General features: G+C 73.3%; 24 protein-coding genes and 1 pseudogene. 16 read left to right on the top strand and 9 right to left on the bottom strand.

All coding sequences use genetic code 11. From position 1 onward, the window contains the following. Nucleotides 1–349 precede the first annotated feature (349 nt). Both IH61_RS0134540 and IH61_RS0134535 read left to right on the top strand, forming a co-directional pair. A complete protein-coding gene (locus IH61_RS0134540; protein ID WP_420714041.1) occupies nt 350–1,867 on the top strand; it encodes a SulP family inorganic anion transporter in 1,518 nt (505 codons plus the stop codon). A gap of 62 nt (nt 1,868–1,929) precedes the next feature. After that, a complete protein-coding gene (locus IH61_RS0134535) occupies nt 1,930–2,226 on the top strand; it encodes an MTH1187 family thiamine-binding protein (protein ID WP_031077275.1) in 297 nt (98 codons plus the stop codon). A gap of 23 nt (nt 2,227–2,249) precedes the next feature. Here the strand turns inward: IH61_RS0134535 and IH61_RS0134530 are convergent, their stop codons facing one another. Further along, the gene (locus tag IH61_RS0134530) at nt 2,250–2,729 is read right to left on the bottom strand and encodes a DoxX family protein (protein ID WP_051838546.1); all 480 of its coding nucleotides are present in this window, start codon (nt 2,727–2,729) and stop codon (nt 2,250–2,252) included. A 156-nt stretch (nt 2,730–2,885) separates the two neighbouring features. Here IH61_RS0134530 and IH61_RS0134525 point away from each other — a divergent pair, with 156 nt between their 5' ends. From IH61_RS0134525 to IH61_RS45220, 3 genes and pseudogenes are all read left to right on the top strand, one after another. Continuing rightward, nucleotides 2,886–3,464, top strand: coding sequence for a TetR/AcrR family transcriptional regulator (locus IH61_RS0134525; protein ID WP_031077271.1), 579 nt, complete (start codon nt 2,886–2,888; stop codon nt 3,462–3,464). Between the two features lie 81 nt (nt 3,465–3,545). Beyond that, nucleotides 3,546–4,946: pseudogene (locus IH61_RS45225) on the top strand (MFS transporter); the annotation flags it as partial. An 84-nt stretch (nt 4,947–5,030) separates the two neighbouring features. Next, nucleotides 5,031–5,792 carry an SDR family NAD(P)-dependent oxidoreductase gene (locus IH61_RS45220; RefSeq protein WP_078911614.1) on the top strand — a complete coding sequence of 254 codons (762 nt, stop codon included), beginning with the start codon at nt 5,031–5,033 and terminating at the stop codon, nt 5,790–5,792. A 103-nt stretch (nt 5,793–5,895) separates the two neighbouring features. Here the strand turns inward: IH61_RS45220 and IH61_RS0134515 are convergent, their stop codons facing one another. Continuing rightward, complete coding sequence (locus IH61_RS0134515) at nt 5,896–6,546, bottom strand: SMI1/KNR4 family protein (RefSeq protein WP_234327453.1); 651 nt, start codon at nt 6,544–6,546, stop codon at nt 5,896–5,898. Nucleotides 6,547–6,782: 236 nt separating this feature from the next. On the opposite strand from IH61_RS0134515, the gene IH61_RS0134510 reads away from it, so the two are divergent. From IH61_RS0134510 to IH61_RS0134500, 3 genes are all read left to right on the top strand, one after another. Then, complete coding sequence (locus IH61_RS0134510; protein WP_031077263.1) at nt 6,783–7,703, top strand: carbohydrate ABC transporter permease; 921 nt, start codon at nt 6,783–6,785, stop codon at nt 7,701–7,703. Nucleotides 7,704–7,776: 73 nt separating this feature from the next. Further along, nucleotides 7,777–8,619: a carbohydrate ABC transporter permease gene (locus tag IH61_RS0134505; RefSeq protein WP_031077261.1), complete on the top strand. Its 843-nt coding sequence runs from the start codon at nt 7,777–7,779 to the stop codon at nt 8,617–8,619. A 92-nt stretch (nt 8,620–8,711) separates the two neighbouring features. After that, nucleotides 8,712–10,118, top strand: coding sequence for an ABC transporter substrate-binding protein (locus IH61_RS0134500; RefSeq protein WP_031077260.1), 1,407 nt, complete (start codon nt 8,712–8,714; stop codon nt 10,116–10,118). Between the two features lie 76 nt (nt 10,119–10,194). Here the strand turns inward: IH61_RS0134500 and IH61_RS0134495 are convergent, their stop codons facing one another. Then, entirely contained in the window at nt 10,195–10,473 is a 279-nt protein-coding gene (locus tag IH61_RS0134495; protein ID WP_031077258.1) for a helix-turn-helix domain-containing protein, read from the bottom strand. 87 nt (nt 10,474–10,560) lie between these two features. Between IH61_RS0134495 and map the strand changes: the two genes are divergently transcribed. From map to IH61_RS0134480, 3 genes are all read left to right on the top strand, one after another. Continuing rightward, on the top strand, nt 10,561–11,328 hold the full coding sequence (gene map, locus IH61_RS0134490; protein WP_031077256.1) for a type I methionyl aminopeptidase: 768 nt from the start codon (nt 10,561–10,563) through the stop codon (nt 11,326–11,328). A 154-nt stretch (nt 11,329–11,482) separates the two neighbouring features. Next, complete coding sequence (locus tag IH61_RS0134485) at nt 11,483–12,982, top strand: alpha/beta hydrolase (RefSeq protein ID WP_031077255.1); 1,500 nt, start codon at nt 11,483–11,485, stop codon at nt 12,980–12,982. A 253-nt stretch (nt 12,983–13,235) separates the two neighbouring features. Next, the gene (locus IH61_RS0134480; protein WP_051838545.1) at nt 13,236–15,311 is read left to right on the top strand and encodes a transglycosylase domain-containing protein; all 2,076 of its coding nucleotides are present in this window, start codon (nt 13,236–13,238) and stop codon (nt 15,309–15,311) included. Nucleotides 15,312–15,369: 58 nt separating this feature from the next. Here the strand turns inward: IH61_RS0134480 and IH61_RS0134475 are convergent, their stop codons facing one another. Both IH61_RS0134475 and IH61_RS0134470 read right to left on the bottom strand, forming a co-directional pair. Continuing rightward, a complete protein-coding gene (locus tag IH61_RS0134475; protein WP_158845607.1) occupies nt 15,370–15,972 on the bottom strand; it encodes a hypothetical protein in 603 nt (200 codons plus the stop codon). Between the two features lie 30 nt (nt 15,973–16,002). Next, on the bottom strand, nt 16,003–16,545 hold the full coding sequence (locus tag IH61_RS0134470) for an RBBP9/YdeN family alpha/beta hydrolase (protein WP_031077249.1): 543 nt from the start codon (nt 16,543–16,545) through the stop codon (nt 16,003–16,005). Nucleotides 16,546–16,808: 263 nt separating this feature from the next. Between IH61_RS0134470 and IH61_RS0134465 the strand changes: the two genes are divergently transcribed. The 3 genes from IH61_RS0134465 to IH61_RS0134455 all read left to right on the top strand — a co-directional run bounded on the left by IH61_RS0134465 (nt 16,809) and on the right by IH61_RS0134455 (nt 19,441). Next, nucleotides 16,809–17,375: a DJ-1/PfpI family protein gene (locus tag IH61_RS0134465; protein WP_031077247.1), complete on the top strand. Its 567-nt coding sequence runs from the start codon at nt 16,809–16,811 to the stop codon at nt 17,373–17,375. A gap of 171 nt (nt 17,376–17,546) precedes the next feature. Further along, nucleotides 17,547–18,836 (top strand): serine hydrolase domain-containing protein, encoded by a 1,290-nt coding sequence (locus IH61_RS41915; RefSeq protein ID WP_051838544.1) that lies wholly within the window; start codon nt 17,547–17,549, stop codon nt 18,834–18,836. Between the two features lie 41 nt (nt 18,837–18,877). Then, on the top strand, nt 18,878–19,441 hold the full coding sequence (locus IH61_RS0134455) for a gamma carbonic anhydrase family protein (protein ID WP_031077244.1): 564 nt from the start codon (nt 18,878–18,880) through the stop codon (nt 19,439–19,441). On the opposite strand, the gene IH61_RS0134450 is transcribed toward IH61_RS0134455, so the two are convergent. Further along, a complete protein-coding gene (locus IH61_RS0134450; RefSeq protein WP_031077242.1) occupies nt 19,438–20,628 on the bottom strand; it encodes an MFS transporter in 1,191 nt (396 codons plus the stop codon). The two genes, IH61_RS0134455 and IH61_RS0134450, sit on opposite strands and share 4 nt — an antisense overlap. A gap of 165 nt (nt 20,629–20,793) precedes the next feature. Here IH61_RS0134450 and IH61_RS0134445 point away from each other — a divergent pair, with 165 nt between their 5' ends. Beyond that, complete coding sequence (locus IH61_RS0134445; RefSeq protein ID WP_031077240.1) at nt 20,794–21,030, top strand: DUF2277 domain-containing protein; 237 nt, start codon at nt 20,794–20,796, stop codon at nt 21,028–21,030. Nucleotides 21,031–21,061: 31 nt separating this feature from the next. Beyond that, nucleotides 21,062–21,298 carry a DUF6296 family protein gene (locus IH61_RS0134440; protein WP_031077238.1) on the top strand — a complete coding sequence of 79 codons (237 nt, stop codon included), beginning with the start codon at nt 21,062–21,064 and terminating at the stop codon, nt 21,296–21,298. Nucleotides 21,299–21,433: 135 nt separating this feature from the next. Here the strand turns inward: IH61_RS0134440 and IH61_RS0134435 are convergent, their stop codons facing one another. The 3 genes from IH61_RS0134435 to IH61_RS0134425 all read right to left on the bottom strand — a co-directional run. Further along, a complete protein-coding gene (locus IH61_RS0134435; protein WP_051838543.1) occupies nt 21,434–21,763 on the bottom strand; it encodes a hypothetical protein in 330 nt (109 codons plus the stop codon). Nucleotides 21,764–21,943: 180 nt separating this feature from the next. Beyond that, entirely contained in the window at nt 21,944–22,108 is a 165-nt protein-coding gene (locus tag IH61_RS47420) for a hypothetical protein (protein WP_158845604.1), read from the bottom strand. A gap of 136 nt (nt 22,109–22,244) precedes the next feature. Then, nucleotides 22,245–23,447, bottom strand: a 1,203-nt coding sequence (locus IH61_RS0134425) for a cytochrome P450 (RefSeq protein ID WP_031077234.1), incomplete at its 5' end; no start/stop codon positions are given.

The following is a 23,447-nucleotide window of genomic DNA, read 5'->3' as shown; positions in this document are numbered from 1 at the left end:
GTACCGTCGGTGCCACGCCGGGCCCGTGACGTCCAACTGAGGCTGCGGCGGGGGGAATTCGAGGTGCCCGGGGAGCGGGGGAGCTCCCGTGGGAGGCCACCGTCCAGGACCGTCGCGCCCGGTCCGCCGCACCCGGGCGAGGGACGCACCCCCTGACCGGACCGCCCTGACCGGACCGCCCCCGATCGCACCGCTGCCGCCCCCACCCGTGTGGTCCTCACACCCCGCTCGCCTCGCGACGGCGCGCCCGTAGTGCCCGGGTGCGCGGAAGGAACGACCCCATGTGCTGTGACCTCACCCCCACCTCCACCTCCACCCCCGTCCCTGCCCGCCGCCCGGCGGTGACCGGGTGACCCCGCCGACCCGCCGGAACCCGCTCGCCGCGCTGCGCGCCGTGCCCTGGCGGCACGACCTGCCCGCCTCGCTCGTCGTCTTCCTGATCGCCCTGCCCCTGTGCGTCGGCGTTGCCGTCGCCTCCGGCGTCCCGGCCGAACTCGGGCTCGTCACGGGCCTCGTCGGCGGCCTGGTCGTCGGCCTGCTGCCCGGCAGCAGCCTCCAGGTCAGCGGTCCCGCCGCCGGACTGACCGTGCTCGTCGCCGACGCCGTCCAGCGCTACGGCCCCGGCGCGCTGGGCCTGCTGGTGCTCGCCACCGGGCTGCTCCAACTCGCCATGGGCGCCCTGCGGCTCGGCCGCTGGTTCCGTGCCATGAGTGCCTCGGTGGTGCACGGCATGCTCGCCGGCATCGGCCTGACCCTGCTGACCGGCCAGCTCTACGCCCTCGCCGACCGCCGCGCCCCCGCCACCGGCCCCGACAAGCTCGCCGGACTGCCCCGCCTGGCCGCCGAGGCGCTCACCGGCGCCGCGAACCGCACCGCGTTCGCCCTGGGCCTCGCCACCCTGCTCGTCCTCCTCGCCTGGAAGTACCTGCCGCCGCGGATCGCCCGCGCCGTCCCCGCGCCGCTCGCCGCGGTCGGGCTGGCCGCCGCCGTCACCGCCGCCGCCGACCTGCCCGTGGCCCGGGTGCGGGTCTCCGGCCTGCTCGACGTCGTCCACACGCCCGAGGGCGCCGACCTCGAGGCGCTCCTGGGCACGGCCGGGCTCGGCACCGTCATCGCCTTCACCCTCATCGCCTCCGCCGAGACGCTGTTCAGCGCCGCCGCCGTCGACCGGATGCACCACGGCCCCCGCACCGACTACGACCGCGAACTCACCGCCCAGGGCGTCGGCAACACCGTCTGCGGGCTGCTCGGCGCCCTGCCGATGACGGCGGTGATCGTCCGCAGCGCCGCCAACGTCCAGGCAGGCGCCCGCACCAGGGCCTCCCGTTTCCTGCACGGCCTCTGGCTGCTGCTGTTCACCGCCCTGCTGCCCGCCGCCCTCGGGTACGTCCCGCTGGCGGCGCTGGCCGCCGTCCTGGTGCACGCGGGCGCCAAGCTCGTCCCCGTACGGCGGATCGCCGCACTCTGCCGCGGGCACCGGGGAGAGGCGGTGGTGCTCACCGTGACGGCCGTCGCGATCATCGCCACCGACCTGTTCGAAGGGGTGCTCATCGGCGTCGGCCTGGCGGTGGTCAAGTCCGCCTGGCAGACCTCCCACCTGCAGATCGCCGTGGAGGAGGTGGTGCCCGCGACCGGGCAGCCGCTGCACCGCGTCCGGCTCAGCGGCAACGCGACCTTCCTGCGGCTGCCCCGGCTGCTGGACACCCTGGAACGGCTGCCCGCCGACCGCCCGGTGGAACTGGACTGGTCCGGCCTGCGCCACCTGGACCACGCCTGCACCCTCGCCCTGTCCTCCTGGGCCGAGCAGCACCGCGCCCGGTCCACCGCCTCCCTGGCCGTCGAACCGCCCCTGCCGGCCGTCGGCTGAAGAGCCGTCTAGCCTGGTCGCGTCCCCGGGGATCAGGGGACGCGACCAGGCTAGGAGGAACGGTGATCGCAGCTTTTTCGGTGACCCCGCTGGGCATCGGCGAGGACGTGGGGGAGGCGGTGGCCGCCGCCGTCCGGGTGGTGCGTGCGAGCGGACTGCCGAACCGCACGGATGCGATGTTCACCAGCATCGAGGGGGAGTGGGACGAGGTGATGCCGGTGATCCGGGAGGCGATCGAGGCGGTGAAGGCGTACGGCGACCGGGTGAGCACGGTCATCAAGATCGACGACCGTGCCGGGGTCACCGACGGCCTCACCGCCAAGGTGGCCACCGTCGAGCGGTACCTCGCCGAGGGGTGAGCCCCGGCTCGGACGCTGTCGACTCAGACCGTGGTGGCCGACCGGACGGTCGGCTCGGCCGCCGCAGTCTGGGTGCGGCGGGTCAGTAGCGCGTCCACCGAGTACGGGCCGGAGCCTATGAACGCGATGGCGAAGAAGGCCCAGCAGAACATCACCGAGGACTCGCCGCCGTTCTGGAGCGGCAGCAGGGAGTGCTCCTGGTGGACGGTGAAGTAGGCGTAGGCCATCGAGCCGGAGCAGAGCAGCGCGGCCCAGCGGGTGCCGGCGCCGGCCAGGACAAACACGCCGCCGACCAACTGGATCAGGGCGGCCCACCAGCCCGGCCACTCGCCGACCGGGACACTGCCGCCGTGCTTGCCGACCGCGCCGCCGAAGACGCCGAAGAGCGAGGCGGCGCCGTGGAAGGCGAAGAGCAGGCCGACGACAACCCGGAAGGCCGCCAGTACGTAGGGCTGGGCCGTCTCGGCCAGCTGTTTGGTGCTGGCCGGGAGGTTCGTGGACATGGGGAGAGCCTCCAGTGCGGGGGAGGTTGAATAGTGAACGGATCGGTAAACGTAGCCGCGCAGGAGCCTCTTGGCAATGCTCAGTCAGCAAGCTGTCAAGAGGCGCAAGTTGGCCATTCTTGACCGATCGTTCTAGATGGGTCTAGGGTTCCTCTCATGGCACGCACCAAGGAGTTCGATCCGGACGCCGCCCTGCAGTCCGCGCTGGAGCTGTTCTGGCGGCGCGGCTACGAGGCGACCTCGATGGCCGACCTGGTCGAGGGGCTCGGCATCGCCCGGGCCAGTCTGTACGCCACCTTCGGCAGCAAGCACGAGCTGTACCTGCGCGCGCTGGAGCGCTACGTCGAGCAGCACGACCCCGCGCTACTGGCCGAGCTGTCCCAGCCGGGCCCCGCGCTGCCGGCCGTGCGTACGGTGGTGCGGCGCTACGCCGAAACGGCGGGGGAGGAAGGGCGTCGTGGGTGCTTCGTGACCAATACGGTGATCGAACTCGCCGCGCACGACCCGGTGGTGGAGCGCAGGGCGGCCGCCAGTCTGGGCAGTCTGGAACTGGCGCTCACCGGTGCCCTGATGCGCGCCCAGGCGCAGGGTGAGCTGTCCCCGGGGCGGGAGCCGCGGGCCCTGGCGCGGATGCTGGTGGTGCTGCTGCAGGGCATCCGGGTGGTCGGCAAGACCGCGGACGGCGGCCCGCGGGTGCTCGACGCCGCCGAGCAGGCGCTGTCGCTGCTGGACTGACGCACCGTCATCGATGGTACGGGGGACGGGCTTTCGCATGTCCTTATTCTGGACCGATCGTTCTTGAAGGGGGTAAGGATTGTGCATGACGCTGCCAGGGCCGGTCGCTCCGGCTTCGCGCTGCTCGGTGTCGTCCAGGCGACGCTGATCTTCACGATCATGATCCTCTCCGTCCCGTTGCCGCTGGTGGCGGGCGAGTTGGGGCTCGGTCCGGCAGGGCTCCTGCTGCTGAACGCCGCCTACGGACTCTCCTTCAGCTCCCTGCTGCTCCTCGGCGGACGACTGACGGACCGTCAGGGAGGGCGCGCCGTCCTGCGATCGGGCCTGTTCCTGTTCGCGGCCGCCTCGATCCTGTGCGCGCTCGCCCCCTCCCCGGCCCTCCTGCTCGCCGGGCGCTTCGCCCAGGGCCTCGGCGCGGCCCTGATCGCCCCCGCGGCGGTGGCCGTCGTCCGCGAACTGCACCCGCGCGCGGCCGACTACCGCCGGGCGATGGCCACCTGGGGCGGCCTGTCGGTGCTCGGCGCCACGCTCGGCAACCTGCTCTCCGGCGCCGTCGCCGCCTGGGTCTCCTGGCGCTGGCTGTTCGCCGTGCCCGTCCTGGTCGCGGCCACCGCCCTCGCCCGCTCCGGCACGCTCCCACGGGCCGCAGCCGCCCGCACCCTCGCCCGTACCCCGGCCGGTACCTCCGCCCGCACCCCCGGCCTGGACCTGCGCGGCGCCGCCCTCGCCACCGCCGGTGTCTGCGCGGCCAGTTGCGGCCTGGTCGCCTCCACCGGGTACGGCTGGCGCAGCCCCGCCGCGTACGCCCCGGTGGCGCTCGGCGTGCTCCTGCTGCTCGCCTTCGCCGCCGCCGAACGCCGCACCGCCGACCCGCTGCTACCGCCCGGCTTCCTCGCCGAGCGGCGCCGGGCCACCGCGCTGGCCGCCGTCATGGCCACCGCCACCGGCACCGCGCTCAGCTCGCTGCTGATCGCGCTCTACCTCCAACAGGAGCGCGGCTGGGGCGTGTTGGCCACCTCCGGGGCCTTCCTGCCCTTCGCCCTCACCCTCCCGGTGGCCGGGCGGCTCGCCGCGGCGCTGACCGCCCGGCGCGGCCCGGTGCCGGTCACCGCCGCCGGGCTCGCCCTGGCCGGCGCGGGCCTCGGCCTGCTGGCGGGCCTCGGGCCCGACAGCGGCTACGGCACCGGGCTGCTGCCCGGGCTGGTGCTGCTCGCCGCCGGGTCCGCCGCCTCCTTCGCGGGCGCCGCCGTGCTCGCCACCGCCGGTGTGCCGCCCGAGCGCACGGGCCTGGCCGCGGGCCTGTTCAACACCGCGATGGAACTCGGCCCGGCCGCCGGAGTCGCCGCCCTCATGGCGCTCGCCGCCGTCCGGCCGGGCGTCGACGGCTACGCCCTGGCCTTCGCGGCCGCCGCCGTGCTGCTGGCGCTCACCGCCGCCGCGGTCGCCACGCTGCCGCGTTCGGCGGCGGCACCCGAGACCGCCACGATCCGTGCCCTGCCGCGCCCAGCGGCGGCACCCGAGACCCCCACGATCCGTTCCACCGAACACCACCGAGGAGTACCCATCATGACCACGCGTTTCGCCGACCGCACCGTCCTGGTCACCGGCGCCGGCCGCGGCATCGGCCGTGCCATCGCCCTGGCCTTCGCCGCGGAGGGCGCCAACGTCGCCGTGGCCGGGCGCAGCGCCGGGCCGCTGGCGGAGACCGTCGAGCTGATCGAGCAGGCGGGCGGCAAGGCCCTCGCGATCACCGGTGACGTGTCGAAGAGCGAGGACGCCGCCCGGCTGGTCCGGGAGACCGTCGAAGCCTTCGGCGCCCTGCACGTGGCCGTCAACAACGCCGGGGTGCTGGCCGGCATGGGCAAGGTCGCCGACATCGACGAGGCCCAGTGGCGCTACATATTCGAGGTCAACGTGAACGGCACCCTGTTCGCCATGCAGCACCAGATCGCCCACCTGCGGGAGAACGGCGGCGGCGCCATCGTCAACGTCTCCTCCAACCTCGGCGCCCACAGGCGCCTGGAGGGCGCCGGAGCCTACGTCACCAGTAAGGCCGCCGTCAGCGCGCTGACCCGCTCCGCCGCCCGCGACCACGTCGCGGACGGCATCCGGATCAACCTGGTCAGCCCCGGCCCGGTGGCCACCGACATGTCGACCCGTACGGGCGAGAGCGAGGCCGAGAAGGCCGAGCGCATGAAGGCGGAGGTGCCGGTGGGCCGGGCCGGCGCGGTCGAGGAGATCGCCGCCGCCGTGCTGTACCTCGCCTCCCCGGAGGCCGGGTACACCGTCGGCGCCGACCTGGTGCTGGACGGCGGCGTCACGGCCTGACCGTAGGCCGCACCGGCTCGACGGCCCCGCACCCGCAGGGCCGTCGAGCCGGTTCCGTAACCCCTGGGCCGGTTCCGTAGCCCCCAGGCCGGTTCCGTAACCCCTAGAACGCGTCCAGCTCCGCCTCGGTGCGGGCCCGCCCCACCGCGTAGCCCTCCATCACCATCACCAGCACGCCGCGCCCCGTGAACCACCGCAGGTCCTGCCCGAGCGGGGGCAGGGCCTCCAGTTCGCCGAACACCTCGTCCTCCGGGTCGAGTTCCAGGCTCAGGTCGTCGTCCTCCAGCACCTTCTCGTACAGGGCCATCACCGCGGCCGCGATGGAGAAGCGCTCCTCCCACGGCTCCCACCGCTCCTGGGACTTGTCCGCCAGGTCGGGCCGCACGACGGTCGGCGGGTCCTCCCCGTCGAGCTCCTCGAGCAGGACGCCCCAGTGCGCGCAGCCCTGGTTCTCCTCCCGGTAGACCAGCGCGCCTTCCATGACGAACAGCTCGTCCGGCGTCAGCAGCACGTCCTGGTTGCTGGTCAGGTCCGCCCGGCGCCCGAAGAGCTCGTACGCCTCGCGCAGCGCCACCGGCAGCCGCAGGCCCAGCCGCGCCTCGGCCGCGTCCAGTTCGGCCCCGGTGAAGCCGTCGTCCGGCCCCAGGGGTTTGCTCCAGTGGGCGGCGAAGCCCTCGACCAGCGCCCAGGCGCCGGCGCGCCCCCGCAAGGATTCGGCCATCGCGGCCCGCATGTCGAATTCGGTGTCGTCCACGCGGGCACCGTACGGCACCGCACCGACACCCCATCGATATCGGGTCGGCGCCCCGGGCGCCCGTGCGCCCACGACCGGCGTGTGATCCGTCGCACGTCCCGGCGCTGAACGGCCGGATCTGACGCGAACGCGTAAGCACCAGGACACCCGTTGCTCATCGTGAGGTTTCCACCCCGTCGTGTGGGCAGGACACGGTTTCGGCCGGAACCGACACACGAAAGGCGGACGCCCGCAGAATGCCGACCGCACCGCACCCCGCGACCCTCCCGGGCCGCCGTCACCGCTGGGGCGAGCACGGGCTCGCCTGGGCCTTCCTGCTGCCCTCCCTGGCGGTCTTCGCCGTCTTCATCGGCTACCCGCTGGGCCGCACCCTCTACCTGAGCGCGCACGCCAACGACCTGTTCGGCGCGCCCAGCCGCTTCGTGGGGATGAAGCACTACCAGCAGCTGCTGAGCTCGGCCGACTTCGGCGAAACCCTCCTCACCACGGCGCTGTTCACGCTGTTCACCGTGGTGCCGGGCGTGCTCGGGGCGCTGGTGGTGGTCCTGCTCCTGGAGAACAGGATCCGCGGCGTGCGGTTCATGCGCTCCGCCTTCGCGCTGCCGTTCGCCTTCTCCGTGGCCAGCGGCTCGGTGGTCTTCGCGGTGTTCTACAACCCCGCGAGCGGGGTCCTCAACGGCCTGCTCTCGCAGGTGGGCCTCGGCCCGGTCGGCTGGCTCACCGACTCGCGGTACGCGCTGATCTCGGTGGCCGTGACCACGGTGTGGATGAACCTGGGCTACAACGTCCTGGTGCTCTCCGCGGGCATCGGCTCGATCCCCACCGAGATCGTCGAGGCCGCCCGCCTGGACGGCGCCTCGGGCCTGCGGCTGGCCCGCAGCATCACCGTCCCGATGCTCGGCCCGAACCTGTTCTTCCTGACGGTGATCTCCACCGTCCACGCCCTGCAGAGTTTCGGCCAGATCCACATCCTCACCAAGGGCGGGCCGGACAGCTCCACCAAGACCCTCGTCTACTCCGTCTACGAGAAGGCTTTCGCCTACGGCTCCAGCGACTTCGGCATGGCCAGTGCCCAGGCCGTGGTGCTGCTCGTGGTCGTGCTCGCCTGTACCGCCGTCCAGTTCGGCGTCCTGGAGCGGAAGGTGCACTACGCATGAGTGAACGAAGTGAGCGAATCATCAAGAGGCGCGTGTGGGCGAATGCCCCTGCCGAGCGAAGCGAGGCGGGCGCATGAGTTTGACAGCCGGGCGCTCCCCGCGCGACCTGATCGGCCGGGCCGTCGTCTACCTGGTGCTGGCCGTCGCCGTCCTCACCGTGGTCTTCCCGGTGTACTACGCGTTCGCCGGTGCCTTCATGGGCCCGACCGAACTCTCCAGCTACCCGCCGGCGCTGGTCCCGCACGAGGTCACCGGGCGCAACTTCACCGGCGCCGTGGACGCGATCCCGCTGGTGCGCCAGTACGCCAACTCGGCGCTCACCGCGACGATCATCACGCTCGCCCAGCTGGTCACCTCGATCCTCGCCGCGTACGCCTTCGTCTTCCTGCCGATGAAGGCCCGGGCGCTGGTGTTCGGGGTGTTCCTGGCCACGCTGATGGTCCCGTGGGAGGCCATCATCATCCCCAACTACCTGACGCTGTCGGACTGGGGCTTCGGCAACACCTACTTCGGCCTGGTGCTGCCCTTCCTCGCCTCGGGCTTCGGCACCTTCATGCTGCGCCAGTCCTTCCGGCAGCTGCCCGGTGAACTGCGCGACGCCGCCCGGATCGACGGGGCCGGCCACTGGCGCTTCCTGTGGCGGGTGGTCGTGCCGCTGAACAAGCCGGCCCTCGCCGCGCTGTCGATCTACGTGTTCCTGTCCGCCTGGAACCAGTACTTCTGGCCGCTCATCATCACCCGCACCGCCGAGATGCGGACGCTGCAGATCGGCCTGACCTCCCTGCGCGACTCCGAGATGGCCGACCCCGGCCTGATCCTGGCCGGCGCGGTGCTCTCGCTGCTTCCCACCCTTGCGCTGGTGGTCTTCGGCCAGCGCTTCATCGTCCGCGGGCTCACCGCGGGCGCCGTGCGCTGACAGTTCCACCCCGATCCGCCCCGATCCGTCCTGATCGACCCCGATCCGCTGATCCGCCCTCAGCCAAACCCCAGAGTGGAAAGAGAACCCTCGTGAAGAAGAGTGCCCGCGCGCTCGCGGCCCTGCTCGTGGCCGGCCTGTCCCTGACCGCGATCACCGCCTGCGGCTCCGACGCCTCCGACTCGGGCTCCGGTTCCGGCTCCTCCGCCGACGCGGCGCCCGGCGCGCAGGCGCTGGACTCGGCCACCGGTGTCACCAAGGTCGAGTTCTGGCACTCGATGACCGGCAAGAACGCCGAGGTGCTCAACGGCCTGGTCAGCCAGTTCAACGCCGCCCACCAGGGCAAGATCGAGGTCAAGGCCGAGTTCCAGGGCAAGTACGACGAGCTGGTCACCAAGTACAAGGCCGCGGTGCAGCAGAAGGGCACCCCGTCCATCGCCCAGGTGTACGACATCGGCACCCGGTTCATGATCGACTCCAAGCAGACCGTCCCCGCCCAGGCGTTCGCGGACAAGGACACGTACTCGCTGGAGGACCTCGACCCCAACATCCGCAACTACTACTCGGCCGGCGGCAAGCTCGTCTCGATGCCGTTCAACTCCTCGATGCCGCTGCTGTACCTGAACGCGGACGCCTTCAAGGAGGCGGGCCTCGACCCGGCGCAGGCTCCCAAGGACCTGAACGAGCTGGGCGAGCTGGCCAAGAAGCTCACCAAGAAGGACGCCGACGGCAAGGTCGTCCGCGCCGGGTTCGGCGCCGCGATCTACGGCTGGTTCGTGGAGCAGCTGCTCGCCGAGTCCGGCAGCATGTACTGCGACAACGACAACGGCCGCACCAGCAAGGCCGGCAAGGTCTCCTTCGACTCCGACAAGGGCGCCGAGATCGTCCAGTGGTGGGCCGACCTGGTCAAGGGCGGCTACGCGAGCAACACCGGCCGCAACACCGACGACGCCCAGGCCGCGTTCAAGGCCGGCACGGTCGCGATGCACCTGGAGTCCACCGGTGTGCTGCGCGGCTACAAGGAGGCCGCCAAGTTCGAGGTCGGCACGGCCGCCTTCCCGAAGACCGCCGCCGGCGACCAGGGCGGCCCGGTGATCGGCGGCGCCTCGCTGTGGATCAGCGGCCCCGGCCACTCGGACGCCGAGAAGCGCGCGGCCTGGGAGCTGGAGAAGTTCCTGACCGCCCCCGAGCAGCAGGCCGCCTGGCACACCGGCACCGGCTACGTCCCGGTCAACAAGAAGGCCCTGGACGACCCCAAGGACAAGGAGTGGGTGGCCAAGTACCCGCAGTTCCAGGCGGCCATCGACCAGCTGAAGGCCACCAAGCCCACCCCGGCCACCGCCGGCTGCCTGCTCGGCGTGATGCCGCAGGCGCGCAAGGGCGTGGAGACGGCGATCGAGCAGACGATCTCGGGCTCCAAGTCCGCCAAGCAGGCCCTCGCCGACGCGGCCAAGGAGATCCAGCCCGCGATCGAGAGCTACAACAGCTCGGTGGGCTGACCCCTCCCCGCCTCCCCGCACGCACGGCACGGCCCGCCCGGTACGCACCGGGCGGGCCGTCCGTCGTTTCCGGCTCTCAGGCCGAGAGTGCCTCGTCCTCGCCCTCGCCCTCGGGCAGCGCGCAGGCGCCCGCCAGCTCGTCCAGGGAGAGGTCGAGGGCGTAGGCCAGTGCGGCGATGGTGAAGAAGGAGGGCGTCGGCGCCCGTCCGGTCTCGATCTTGCGCAGCGTCTCCGCCGAGATGCCGGCCACCGCCGCGACCTCGACCATGCTGCGCTCGCCACGCGCCTCGCGCAGCAGTGCGCCGAAGCGCTCGCCGCGCTCGCGCTCCCAGGGGGTCAGCGGAGTCCTCACCATGCCGCCGAGTGTACGGCGCTCGAGACCATCCGCCACGACCGTGATATAAATACCGGTATAAGAATTGGAGCTACCGGGAGGTACCCCGTGGTCGAACTCAAGTCGGACAGCGCCCTCGCCGCCATGCGCGAAGCAGGCCGCGTCGTCGCCAACGCCCTCGCCGCCTGCGAGGACGCCGCTGCCGTCGGCGTCAGCCTGCTGGACCTGGACGAGGTGGCACGCGGCGTCCTCAAGGCCGCCGGGGCCGGCTCCCCGTTCCTCGGCTACCGCCCAGCCTTCGCCCCCGCCCCCTTCCCCGCCGTCATCTGCGCCTCCGTCAACGACGCCGTCGTGCACGGCATCCCCGACGGCTACCGGCTTCGCGACGGCGACCTGGTCAGCATCGACTGCGGCGCCCTCCTGGACGGCTGGGCCGGCGACGCCGCCGTCAGCTTCACCGTCGGCACCGCCCGCGCCGAGGACACCGCCCTGATCGCCGACAACCGCCGCGCCCTGGAGGCCGGTATCGCCGCCGCCGTGGTCGGCAACCGCCTCGGCGACATCTCCCACGCCATCGGCACCGTCGCCCGCGGCGGCCGGTACGGCATGCCCGAGGGCTTCGGCGGGCACGGCATCGGCCGCCGCATGCACGAGGACCCCCACCTGCCCAACGAGGGCCGCCCCGGCCGGGGTTACCCGCTGCGCCCGGGCCTGGTCCTCGCCATCGAGCCGATGCTCATCGCCGGCGGCCACGACGCCTGCGACACCGACCCGGACGGCTGGACGCTGCGCACCGCCGACGGCAGCCGCGCCACCCACGTCGAGCACACCGTCGCCATCACCGAGGAGGGCCCCCGCATCCTCACCCTCCCCTGACGACTCCCGTACGGACGACGGCCCGCCCGACCCGCCTCTCGCACGGGGGACATCAGGGCCGATCCGGCCATTCTCGAGCGGGGGGAGAACCCCACCATCGGGCGGGCGGTTGGCCGGATGTCCCCAACTCGCCTGCCCGACCAGACTCCTGGGCATGTCGAAGAACATCCGCACCATCGCAACCGCCGCCACCGTCGCCGCCCTCGCCGCCAGCGTGCTCACCGCCGCCCCCGCCTCCGCCGCCCCGACGGGCAGGGACCGCCCCGCCTGGACGGACTGTCCCGGCGCCGCGCCCGGCCAGCCCCAGCAGTGCGCCACCGTCCACGTCCCCCTGGACTACGCCGACCCCGACGGCGAGCAGATCACCCTCACCGTCTCCCGCGTCCGCGCCGCCCGCCCCGACCAGCGCCACGGCGTGCTGCTGCTCATCCCCGGCGGCCCCGGCGAGGAGGGCCTCGACCGCCCGACCCGCCTGGGCGCCACCCTGCCGCAGGAGGTCAGGGACCGCTTCGACCTGGTCGGCTTCGACCCGCGCGGCATCGGCGCCTCCACCCCCGTCACCTGCGGCATCGACCACGAGGACCTCGCGCCCGACCGGCTGCGCCCCTTCCCCGCCCCGGACGGCTCCATCGCCGGGAACATCGCCCTCGGCCACCGCTTCGCCGACGCCTGCGCCCGCAACGGCGGCCCGGTGCTGCGCAGCATCACCACCGCCAACGAGGCCCGCGACATCGACGGCATCCGCCGCGCCCTCGGCGAGCGCCGGCTCTCCGCCTGGGGCACCTCCTACGGCACCTACGCGGGTGCCGTCTGGTCCACCCTGTTCGCCAGGACCACCGACCGGGTCGTGCTGGACAGCAACGACGACCCGGATCCGGCGAAGGTCGGCCGCAACTGGCTCGCCGCCTTCGGCCCGGGCGCCGAGGACCGCTTCCCCGACTTCGCGAAGTGGGCCTCCGCGCCCGGCAACCCGGACCGCGTCGCCGACACCCCCGAGGAGGTCCGCCCGCTCTACCTCGACCTCGCCGCCCGCCTGGACCGTACGCCCCTGCCCTGGCCCGGGGCCCTCCCGGCCGAGCTGAACGGCAACGTGCTGCGCGGCGCCATGCTCCAGAGCCTGTACTCGGACCAGCAGTTCCCCGGCTTCGCCCGGCTGATGCTCGCGGGCCTGGGCCGCCGCCCGCTGCCCGCCCCGGCCGTGATGACCCCGCAGGCGGAGGCCGTCGCCCAGAACCACATCGCCGCCTCGGCGGGCACCCTGTGCAACGACGTCTCCTGGCCGGCCGACGAGGCCGGGTACGCGAAGGACGTGGCCGCCGAGCGCGCCGCCCGTCCGCTGACCGCCGGCATGCCGGTGAACGTGATGCCCTGCGCCTACTGGCCGTTCGCCCCCGCGGAGCCCGCGGTGCGGGTGACGGACCGGGGCCCGGCGAACGTCCTGCTGGCGCAGAACCTGCGCGACCCGGCCACGCCGTACGCGGGCGCGCTCAAGCTGCGGGCGGCCTTCGGGGAGCGCGCCCGGATGGTCACCGTGGACTCCGGCGGGCACGACGTGTACCGGGCGAACGGGAACGCCTGCGGTGACGCGGCGGTCACGGACTTCCTGGTCACGGGCCGTCGCCCGGCCGCGGACGTGTTCTGCCCCGCCGGGTGAACCGCCCGCCCCGGGGCAAGGGTTGTGGGCGAACGGCCCTTGTCCCGGGGTGATCATCTGGCGGGCCACGGTCAAGTGGCCCAAGCTGTGGCGATTTTGTGACAATCGTTCGCCAACAGCCTGCCCACGCAGGGCAATCGCGGCCGTAGTGTTCGATCTATGTCACGGAAGAGCCGCATATCCGTCCCGGACCCGGGTGACACCTGGGTGCCGCGCCCCAAGCGACGCGAAACCCCGCTCGGGCTCCTCCGCCATGCGGCCACATTCCTCGGCTCCTGACGACTTCAAGACCCCGCCGCTGACCCAGGCCACCCAGATCTTCGACGCCAAGGGCGGCCTGATCGCCAAGGTCTACGAGCGCGACCGCACCGTCCTCACCGCCGAGCAGATGTCCCCGCTGGTCCGCAAGGCGCAGGTGGACATCGAGGACGCCCGCTTCTACGAGCACGGCGCCGTCGACCTCAAGGGCGTCCTGCGGGCCATCACCAAGAACGCGGAGAGCGGCACGGCCGTCCAGGGCGCCTCCACCCTCACCCAGCAGTACGTGAAGAACGTCAACGTGGAGAAGGCCGGCGACGACCTGGACGCGGTGCGCGAGGCGCAGCGCAAGACCCTGGGCCGCAAGATCCAGGAACTGCGGTACGCCATCAAGCTGGAGGAGGACCTGAGCAAGGAGCAGATCCTCACCAACTACCTCAACATCACCTTCTACGGCCACCAGGCGTACGGCATCCAGGCCGCCTCCCAGCGCTACTTCAGCAAGGACGCCAAGGACCTCACCGTCCCCGAGGCCGCGACGCTCGCCGGGCTGGTGCAGAACCCCACCCAGTACGACCCGAAGCTCCACCCCGTCGCCGCGCAGAAGCGCCGGGACACGGTGATCGACAAGATGGTGGAGAACAAGCACCTCACCGCCGACCAGGCCAAGGAGGCGAAGGCCGCCCCGCTGGGCCTGCGCTACCGCGAGCCGCAGAACGGCTGCATCACCGCCCAGGCCGGCATGGGCTTCTTCTGCGACTACGTGCGGCACATCGTCCGGCAGGACCCGGTCTTCGGCAAGAACTCCGCCGAGCGCAAGCAGCTGTGGAACACCGGCGGCCTGAACATCTACACCACGCTGGACCCGGACAAGCAGGCCGCCGCCCAGAACGCCGTCTCCACCAAGGTCTTCGTCACCGACCCGGTCTCCGCGGCGATGACGATGGTCGAGCCCGGCAGCGGCAGGATCCTCGCGATGGCGCAGACCCGCCCGTACGGCCTCGCGAAGGAGAAGAACGAGACCGTCGTCAACTACAACGTCGACCTGGCGATGGGCGGGGGCCTCGGCTTCCAGCCCGGCTCCAACTTCAAGCCGGTCGTGGCCGCCGCCGCCCTCGAGGCGGGCCTGCCGCCCACCCAGCGCTACGACGCCCCGAACCGGCTCGAATGGCCGACGGTGAGCACCTGCCACGGCACCTGGAAGAACCTCAAGAAGGGCACGAAGGAGGGCAGCGTCCCCAACGAGAGCGCGCGGGAGGTCGGCCCGTACGAGCTGAAGGAGGCGATGGCGCTCTCCGTCAACACGTACTTCGTGCAGATGGAGCAGGAGATCGGCCTCTGCGCCGTCGAGCAGATGGCCGGCAAGCTGGGCATCACCGGCAAGGCGAGCGGCGACCCGCTGGAGGAGTCGCCCTCCCTGGGCCTGGGCACCCAGGAGGTCAGCCCGCTGACCATGGCCAACGCCTACGCCACCTTCGCCGCCCGGGGCACCCACTGCGCCCCGCTGGCGATCAGCCGGATCACCACGGTGGACGGCAAGGACGTCCAGGTGCCGGCCCCGCACTGCGAGTCGGTCATGTCCGAGCACACCGCCGACGTGATCAACTCCGTGTTGCTCGGCGTGACGGAGAAGGGCACCGCCAAGAACCTCAACCTGGACGACGGCCGCCAGATCGCCGCCAAGACCGGTACCTCGGACGAGAAGAAGTCGGCCTGGTTCACCGGCTACACCGGCAACCTGGTGGGCTCCGTCTGGCTGGGCAGCCCCGGTACCAAGGTGCCGATGCGCAACATCACCATCGGCGGCGAGCACCAGGACGAGGTGTTCGGCGCCACCGGCCCCGGGCCGATCTGGCAGAAGGCGATGAGCGACGCCGTCAGGACCGTCCCGGACCAGCAGTTCACCACCACGTACATCCCCGACCCGCCCAAGCGCGACGGCAACTGCGCCACCGCGAGCACCCCGCCGACCGGGCCCACCTGCACGGGAACGCCGAACCCGGGGAAGACCCGCGGGAACGAGAAGGGCCGCTCCTCGCCCTCGGACCCGTCGCCGGGCGGCGACCAGTAGCCGGACGGCAAGCAGGGGGCCCGCTCCTCGACGGAGGAGCGGGCCCCCTTCGCGTCGTTCAGCGGGCCTCGAGGGGCTCCCCGGTGTCCTGGTCGAGGTTGAACACCCGCTGGTAGGAGTCGGTGACCACCGTGATCTGCTCCCGACCCGTCCACCGCGCCGTCACCAGCCGGGCGTCCTGCGCCCCGCCGCCGACGTCCGCCAGGGACCAGCGCCGGGCCGACCAGCCCTCGCCCGCCTCCAGCAGCACCTGCCAGTGCTCGCCCGCGTGCGGCCCGTCCGGGTAGGAGCGGTGCACCACGACCAGCGCGCGCTCCTGGGCGGCCGGCGCCTCCTCCCGGCTGCGGGTCTCGGCCGCCGACACCTTGTTCACCGACACCGCGCCCAGCACGAACACCACCCCCGCGGTCACCGTGACCGCCCTGGTGGCCGTGCGCAGCGCGGTGCGGCGGTCGCCCAGCCAGGCCGCGGCGATCAGCGCGGCCAGCGCCGAGCCCAGCATCAGGCCCGGCCGGTTCAGCAGGTCCGCGACCAGCATCCGCCCGCCGGAGCGGCTCTCCCACTGGCCCTCGGTGTACAGCAGCACGGCCGCCAGACCTCCCGCCGCGAGCAGCCGCACCAGCCGGCGCCTGGCCCGGCGGGGCCGTTTCCCGTCACCCACGTCACCCACGTCATCCCCCCGTTCACGGTCCTACAGTTCGGCGAGCAGCTCACGGCCCAGCGGCCAGTCACCCAGTCCGGAGCCCGCGTTGAGGTGCCCGTACGCACCCGGCTCCTCGTACCGGGAGCCCCAGGCCGCCGCGAACTGCCGCGCCCGCGCGGGGCTCACCCACGGGTCGTCCGTCGAGGCGACCACGATCGACGGGAACGGCAGCGCCTCCAGCGCCACCGGCCGGAAGTTCACCAGCTCCGGCACCTCGGCGGTGTCCACGTCCGCGGGGGCCACCAGCAGCGCACCCCGGACGGCCGCGGTGCGCTCCGCCCCGGCACCGGCCGCCCAGCGGACGGCGGTGACGCAGCCGAGGCTGTGCGCGACCAGCACCACCGGCCCGGTGGCGGCGGCCACCGCCGCATCCACCCTGGCCACCCAGTCGCCCTGCTCGGGGTGGTCCCAGTCCGCCTGCACGACCCGGTGGAACGTCCCGGGCTCGGAAGCCTCCCAGCGGGACTGCCAGTGCCCCGGGTCGGAGTTCTGGTAGCCGGGCAGGACGAGATAGGTGGCGCGGTCGGTCATGGGCTCCTCCGGTGGGCCGTCTCAGTAGGGCAGCACAGGAGTCTAGGCCGCCTCACGCCCCGCCCCCCAAGCCGGGCGGCCACCCGGCGCACACGAACCGGCACCGGCGCGCGCCGCCGCGTACGCGCTGTCGCACACCCGGTGCGCCCCGTTGCCAACCGGCGGCCCGGTGCGGGAGGTTGGGCGCCGGGCCCGGGAACGCGGCCCACCCGACCGGCGCCCGGACCAGGTCCGAGGCCCGACCACGTGGAGGAACGTCGGCGATGACATCCAAGATCCTGCTCGTCACCGGGGACGCCGCCGAATCGCTGGAGGTGTTCTACCCGTACCAGCGGCTGCGTGAGGAGGGCTACCAGGTCGACATCGCGGCCCCCAGCAAGAAGCGCCTCCAGTTCGTGGTGCACGACTTCGTCGACGGCTACGACACCTACACCGAGAAGCCCGGCTACACCTGGCCCGCCGACCTGGCCTTCGCCGACGTCGACCCGGCCGAGTACGTCGCCCTCGTCATCCCCGGCGGCCGCGCACCCGAGTACCTGCGCAACGACCCGGAGGTGCAGCGCATCGCCCGGCACTTCTTCGAGGCCGACAAGCCCGTCGCCCAGATCTGCCACGGCCCGCTGATCACCGCCGCCGCCGGAGTCCTCGACGGCCGCCGCAGCTCCGCCTACCCGGCCCTCGCCCCCGACATCAGGGCGTCCGGCGCCGAGTTCGTCGACGGCGAGGCCGTGGTGGACGGCGTGGTCGTCTCCGCCCGCGCCTGGCCCGACCACCCGGCCTGGCTGCGCGCCTTCATCGAGATCCTGCGCGACAAGGCCCCGCTGAGCTGAGCCCGACCGGGCCGCGCCCCCGAGACGGATCGGGGGCGCGGCTCGGGGTCGGCTCGGGGTCGGGCGTACCCCGGCAGGTGGAGGGCCGTGTGGGGGCGGGCTGCCATGATGGCAACGGCCGGTCGGACCACCGGAGTTGACGGCCTCTCCGCAGCTTCCCCGGGGGACGGCATGCCCAGCGACCCGACCCGCGCCCGCACCGCCAGAACGCTCCTCGGCGCCGCCCTCGCCGGCGGGCTGCTCCTCTGCCTCGCCCCGGCCGCCGCGGCCCGGCCCCTCGGCGGGCCCGCCGCCGACGGCTGCCACTCCGTCCACTACAGCGTCGACGGCCGGCAGCTGGACGAGAGCTACGAGAACGACGAGAGCGACGACACCGCGGTGCCGGACAGTGCCGAGTGGTCGGCCGCCGACGCGTCGCTCAAGGGCATGACCGACACCGGCTACTCGACCGCCGCGCTCGCCGCCGTCCGCCAGGACGGCCGCCTGGTCTGGCGCAACGCCGGTGGCATCGCTGACCTCGACACCAGGGCCCCCGCCGACCCCCGCGGCCGCTTCCGGATCGGCAGCGCCACCAAGACCTTCGTCGCCACCACCCTGCTCCAACTCGTCGGAGAAGGCCGCCTCGACCTCGACGACCGGCTGGAGTGCCTGCTGCCCGGCATCGTCGCCCACAGCACCGACATCACCGTGCGCCGGCTCATGAACCACACCAGCGGCGTCGCCGAGTACACCAAGGACCCGGCCTTCGAGTTCTTCGAGCAGAGCTGGCTGACCACCCGGCGCTACCGGTCCTACAGCCTGCGGGACCTCGTGGACATCGCGAACAGGTACCCGCCGGACTTCGCCCCCGGCCAGGACTGGAACTACTCCAACACCAACTATGTCCTCGTCGCGATGATCATCGAGAAGCTCACCGGCCACCCCTGGAACGACGAGGTCACCCGGCGGATCATCCGGCCGCTGCACCTCACCGGCACCTCCGCGCCCGCCGACTTCCCGTTCGTCCCCGGCCCGCACGCCCACGGCTACTTCAAGCTGGGCACCGGCCCGGTCGACGTCACCGTCCTCAACCCGTCGATGGCCGGCCCCTCCGGCGGCATCATCTCCACCACCGCCGACCTCACCGCCTTCCTCCGCGCCCTGCTCGGCGGCCGGCTGCTGCGCCCGGCCGAACTCGCCGCGATGCAGCGAACCACCGACCGCGGCGAGGGCCGCACCTACGGTCTCGGCCTCCAGCGGATGGACACCCCCTGCGGTGCGTTCTGGGGTCACGCGGGCGGAATCCCCGGCTACCTGACGATGATGCTGTCCTCTCCGGACGGCGGCCGCCAGGTCGCCGCCTCCACCAACCCGTACGACGTTCCGGACGAGGCCGCGGCCCGCGCCGCCTGGAGCCGGGTGTCCACCACCGCCCTGTGCGGAACCGGGGCTCCCGCCACCGCCGCCGACCCCCTACGCTGACCGGCGACCCAACCACCGAACCGCCACCAGGAGGACGAGACATGCCCGAGCCGCTGATCGCCGCAGTCGGGGGTCTGACCCCCGCCGTCGACCCGAGCGCCTTCGTCGCACCGGGTGCCGTCGTGATCGGGGACGTGACGGTCGGCGCCGGCGCGAGCGTCTGGTACGGGGCGGTGCTGCGCGGCGACGCCGGTCCGATCGGCGTGGGCGCGGGCACCAACATCCAGGACAACTGCAGCCTCCACGCCGACCCCGGCTTCCCCCTGGTCGTCGGCGAGCGCGTCTCGGTCGGCCACAACGCGGTGCTGCACGGCTGCACCGTCGAGGACGACGTCCTGGTCGGCATGAACTCCACCGTGCTCAACGGCGCCCGCATCGGCTCCGGCTCGCTGATCGCCGCCGGCGCCGTCGTCACCCAGGGCACCGTCGTCCCGTCCGGCTCCCTGGTCGCCGGCGTCCCCGCCAAGGTCCGCCGCGAGCTGACCGAGGACGAGAAGGCCGGCATCAAGGCCAACGGCGAGGGCTACCTCCTCCTCGCCGAGGCCCACCGCGAAGCCTTCCAGGACACGCACGAAGCCTTCCAGGACAAGCGCGAAGCCTCCTAGGAGACGACGGCCAGGGCGGCCGGCTCCACCGGAACGGGAGCCGGCCGCCGCCTGTCCGCCGCCCAGGCGAGCACCGCGATCAGCGCGCCGGAGGCCGCCAGGCCCGAGCCGACCAGCGTCGGGGAGGTCCAGCCGAGACCGGCGTCCAGCGCCAGCCCGCCGAAGTACGCGCCCTGCGCGTTGGCCAGGTTGAACGCGCCCTGCACCGTCGCCGAGGCCAGCGTCGGCGCGCTGCGCGCCTTCTGCATCACCAGGGTCTGCACCGCCGGCACGATCGCGAACCCGAACAGCCCGATCAGCATCACCGTGAGGGCCGCCGACCAGCGCGTCTGCGCCGTCAGCGCGAACAGCGCCAGCGTCGCCGAGAGCAGCAGGAAGGAGACGCAGACGGTGGGCCGCAGCGCCCGGTCGGCCGCGAACCCGCCGAGCACGTTGCCGATCGTCATCCCGGCCCCGAACAGGGCCAGCACCAGCGTCACCGACCCGGTCGCGTAGCCGGACACCTCGGTGAGCAGCGGCGCGATGTAGCTGTAGCAGGCGAACATGCCGCCGCAGCCGAACACGACCGTGGCCAGCGCCAGCCACAGCTGCCCGCTGCGGAAGGTCCGCAGCTCGTGCCGCAGCCCCGCCTGGCCGGGGGAGGGCAGGTGCGGCACCAGCCGGGCGATGGCCAGCGTCCCGGCGGCGGCGATCAGCACCACCACGAGCATGGTCGCCCGCCAGCCCAGGTGCTGGCCGAGCAGGGTGGCGGCGGGCACGCCGACGATGTTGGCGACGGTCAGCCCGGAGAACATCACCGCCACCGCCCGCGCCCGCTTCTGCGGAGCCACCAGCTCGGCCGCCGCCACCGCCCCCGCCCCGAAGAACGCGCCGTGCGGCAGCCCGGTGATCAGCCGCGCCGCCGCGAGCGTCCAGAAGTCCGGCGCGACCGCGCACAGCAGGTTCCCGACCGCGAACAGCCCGGCCAGCGCCACCAGCACCGCCTTGCGCGGCCGCCCGGAGGCCAGCGCCGTCAGCAGCGGCGCACCGACCACCACGCCCAGCGCGTACGCGGAGATCAGCCAGCCCGCCTGCGGGATGGAGACGTCCAGACTGTCGGCGACCTGGGGGAGCAGCCCCATGGCGGCGAATTCGGTGGTGCCGATGGCGAACGCGGTGACGGCCAGCGCGACCAGCGCGAGAGGCAAAACGGGGCTCCGAGCAGCAGGCAGCCGCCCTCGCGGACCGGAGTGCGAGGGGCGGCGGAGAGGATTGGTTCGACCGGCATCCTAATCCGGCCGGATGACGCGCCAGTGAGGACGGAGTGACGGAAGGGGGTCGCCCGCGCGCCCCCGGCGCGCGACACTGGGGGCATGTGCCGCAACATCAAGACGCTGCGTCCGCCCGTGACCCCCGACGCCGACGAGGACGACTTCCACGCCGCCGCGCTGCAGTACGTCCGCAAGGTCTCCGGCTTCCGCGCTCCGGCGGCGCACAACCGGGAGGCGTTCGACCGGGCCGTGGAGGCCGTCACCGAGGCCACGGCCCAGCTGCTCGGCGAACTGGAGGTCCGCGGCGCCGCCGCCCGGGCCGCCCAGCCCGCCGGGTAGTCCGGACGGCGCCACGAGGCAGGAGCCGATGATGACATCCGTCAACCGCTACGCGCTGACCTTCCCCGGAACCCCGGGCACCCAGGCCCCGCAGGACGTGGTGGTGGTCACCCGCACCAGCGCGACCGGCCCGGGCGGGCACCCGGTGTACGAGGACGAGAGCGGCATCGTGCGCGCCGAGATCAGCGACGCGGGCGAGGTGCGGATCCTGGCCAGCGGCGGTCACCAGAGCCCGCACCTGCCGGTGCACGCCCACCCGCTGCCCTGATCCGCCGACCTGTCCCGCCGCCCTGATGCCGCTGCCCTGATCCCGCCGGCCCGATCCCGCCGGCCCGGGGCGCGGCACCGCCGCCCGCGATCCCCGTACGGGGGCCGCGGGCGGCGGTGCGTGGTCCGGCGGTCCCTACGGGGCCGGGGCCGAGGCGCCCCCGCCCTCCTTCGCGCCGTTGACCATCGCCTGGTGGATCGCCCGCGCGGTGGTCTCGTCGGCGGCGGGCACCGGGCTGCCGGCCACGGTGTACCAGTCCAGCGCGCCCGAGTACTGGACGGTCAGCCGGGCCTCGCCGTCCACCCAGGTGGTGTGGAGGGTGAGGTCGCCGGAGATCGGGCCGACCTCGGCGGTGGCCACCCCGCCGGGGCCGCTGATGATCGACTGCGTGGTCCAGGTCGCCCACGAGGTGCGCGGGTCCGCCGGCGGCGTGGGCCGCCGCCCCGTCTGGTCGTCTTCCGTCATGCGCCCATCCTCCCTCGCCGGTGGAGCGCCGCCGGGGCGGCGGCATCGGCGGTCACGGGGACCGCCCGGCGGTACCGGGCGGTCCTGGTCGGTCGTGAGTCAGGTGTCGTGTTCAGGTGCGCAGGTGCCCTCGAGTGCTCGCAGGAGCTCTCGAGTGCTCTCAGGTGTTCTCAGGTGCTCTCAGCTGTTCGAGCCCGGTTCGTCCATCATGGCCTCGCCCTCGGCCTGGGAGGTGTCCTGCGCGTGCACGTTCTGCATCGAGGTGATGCCCTCCTCCGGGTCGGCGGCGCGGACGTCCTCGTCGCGGTCGGTGCTCGGCTCGGAGCGGTCGCTCATGTCGGTCATCGCGGGCTCCGTCCTCTCTGGTCCTGCTCTGGTCTTGCTCCGGTCCTGCTCGGGTCCTACCAGCCTGCCTCCGCCCCGGCGCGGGGGCCAGCCGGGGCAGCGCCCGTGCGTGGGGCCCGTCCGTGGGGCCCGGCCGCTACCAGGCCACCGGCAGCGAGCGCATCCCGAAGATCAGCGACTCGGTGCGGAACGCCAGCTCCTCGCGCGGCACGGCCAGCCGCAGGCCCGGCAGCCGCCGGAACAGGGTGGCCAGGGCGATCTGGAGTTCGGCGCGCGCCAGCGGCTGCCCGAGGCACTGGTGCACGCCGAAGCCGAAGGCCATGTGGCGCCGGGCGTCGCGGCCGAGGTCGACCTCGTCGACGGGCCGCTGCCCGGGGCCGCCGAACACCGCCTCGTCGCGGTTGGCGGTGGAGATCAGCGCGATCACGCCCTCCCCGGCCCGGATCAGGACGCCGCCGAGCTCCACGTCCTCCGTCGCCACCCGGGGCAGCCCGTTGTCCACGATGCTCAGGATGCGCATCAGCTCCTCGACGGCCCCGGGCACCAGCTCGGGGTCGGCGAGCTTGGCGACCTGCTCGGGCTGGTCGACCAGCAGCGCCGTGGAGAGGGCGATCATGTTCGCCGTGGTCTCGTGCCCGGCGACCAGCAGCAGCACCCCGGTGGCGGCGACCTCGCGCGCGGTGAGGTCGTCCCGGGCGGCGAGGCGGCTGATGATGTCGTCCTCCGGCCGCTCCCGCTTGAGCGCGGCCAGCTCCGTCAGGTAGTCCCGCAGCTCGTCGGAGGCCGCGCCCACCTCCTCCACCGTGCTGGCGTTGTTCAGCAGGGTGCGGCTGAGGCCCTGGAACCGCGCCCGGTCCTCGTACGGGACGCCGAGCAGCAGGCAGATCACCAGGGAGGGCACGGGCAGCGCGAACTCGGCGACCAGGTCGGCCGTGGTGCGGCCCTCGGTCATCGTGTCCAGCGCCTCGTCGACGATCCGCTGGATGTCCGGGCGCAGCGCCGCGACCTTCTTGACCAGGAAGTCGCCGGTGACCATCCGGCGCAGCCGCGCGTGCTCGGGGTCGTCCAGCCGCAGGAAGGTCGGGTTCGCGGCGACGATCTCGCGCCGGCCGGGCAGCAGGAAGGGGAAGGCCGGGTGCCGGGCGTCGGCGCTGAAGCGGCGGTCGGAGAGGATGGTGCGGACCTCGGCGTAGCCGGTCGCGAGCCAGCAGGACTCGCCGCCGGCCAGGTCGGCCCGGGTGATCGGGCCGGTGGCGGCGGCTTCGGTGTAGGCGGGCGGGGGGCCGAACGGGCACCCGGCGGAGTGCGGGGACGGCATCGGGACGGCGGGGGCGGTGGG

This window comes from Streptomyces sp. NRRL WC-3742, from assembly GCF_000720635.1.
GTDB lineage: Bacteria > Actinomycetota > Actinomycetes > Streptomycetales > Streptomycetaceae > Kitasatospora.
This window is presented reverse-complemented; position numbering and strand designations above follow the sequence as displayed.

What these genes read in the sequence shown, in the direction of transcription:
- IH61_RS0134525 (WP_031077271.1), top strand. Translation starts at nt 2,886, where the DNA reads ATGGCACGCACCAAGGAGTTCGATCCGGACGCCGCCCTGCAGTCCGCG.
- IH61_RS47420 (WP_158845604.1), bottom strand. Translation starts at nt 22,108, where the DNA reads ATGACCGACATGAGCGACCGCTCCGAGCCGAGCACCGACCGCGACGAG.
- IH61_RS0134455 (WP_031077244.1), top strand. Translation starts at nt 18,878, where the DNA reads ATGCCCGAGCCGCTGATCGCCGCAGTCGGGGGTCTGACCCCCGCCGTC.
- IH61_RS0134465 (WP_031077247.1), top strand. Translation starts at nt 16,809, where the DNA reads ATGACATCCAAGATCCTGCTCGTCACCGGGGACGCCGCCGAATCGCTG.
- IH61_RS0134495 (WP_031077258.1), bottom strand. Translation starts at nt 10,473, where the DNA reads ATGGTGAGGACTCCGCTGACCCCCTGGGAGCGCGAGCGCGGCGAGCGC.
- IH61_RS0134440 (WP_031077238.1), top strand. Translation starts at nt 21,062, where the DNA reads ATGACATCCGTCAACCGCTACGCGCTGACCTTCCCCGGAACCCCGGGC.
- IH61_RS0134510 (WP_031077263.1), top strand. Translation starts at nt 6,783, where the DNA reads ATGCCGACCGCACCGCACCCCGCGACCCTCCCGGGCCGCCGTCACCGC.
- IH61_RS0134470 (WP_031077249.1), bottom strand. Translation starts at nt 16,545, where the DNA reads ATGACCGACCGCGCCACCTATCTCGTCCTGCCCGGCTACCAGAACTCC.
- IH61_RS0134445 (WP_031077240.1), top strand. Translation starts at nt 20,794, where the DNA reads ATGTGCCGCAACATCAAGACGCTGCGTCCGCCCGTGACCCCCGACGCC.
- IH61_RS0134480 (WP_051838545.1), top strand. Translation starts at nt 13,236, where the DNA reads ATGCGGCCACATTCCTCGGCTCCTGACGACTTCAAGACCCCGCCGCTG.
- IH61_RS41915 (WP_051838544.1), top strand. Translation starts at nt 17,547, where the DNA reads ATGCCCAGCGACCCGACCCGCGCCCGCACCGCCAGAACGCTCCTCGGC.
- IH61_RS0134530 (WP_051838546.1), bottom strand. Translation starts at nt 2,729, where the DNA reads ATGTCCACGAACCTCCCGGCCAGCACCAAACAGCTGGCCGAGACGGCC.
- IH61_RS0134505 (WP_031077261.1), top strand. Translation starts at nt 7,777, where the DNA reads ATGAGTTTGACAGCCGGGCGCTCCCCGCGCGACCTGATCGGCCGGGCC.
- IH61_RS0134435 (WP_051838543.1), bottom strand. Translation starts at nt 21,763, where the DNA reads ATGACGGAAGACGACCAGACGGGGCGGCGGCCCACGCCGCCGGCGGAC.
- IH61_RS0134485 (WP_031077255.1), top strand. Translation starts at nt 11,483, where the DNA reads ATGTCGAAGAACATCCGCACCATCGCAACCGCCGCCACCGTCGCCGCC.
- IH61_RS45220 (WP_078911614.1), top strand. Translation starts at nt 5,031, where the DNA reads ATGACCACGCGTTTCGCCGACCGCACCGTCCTGGTCACCGGCGCCGGC.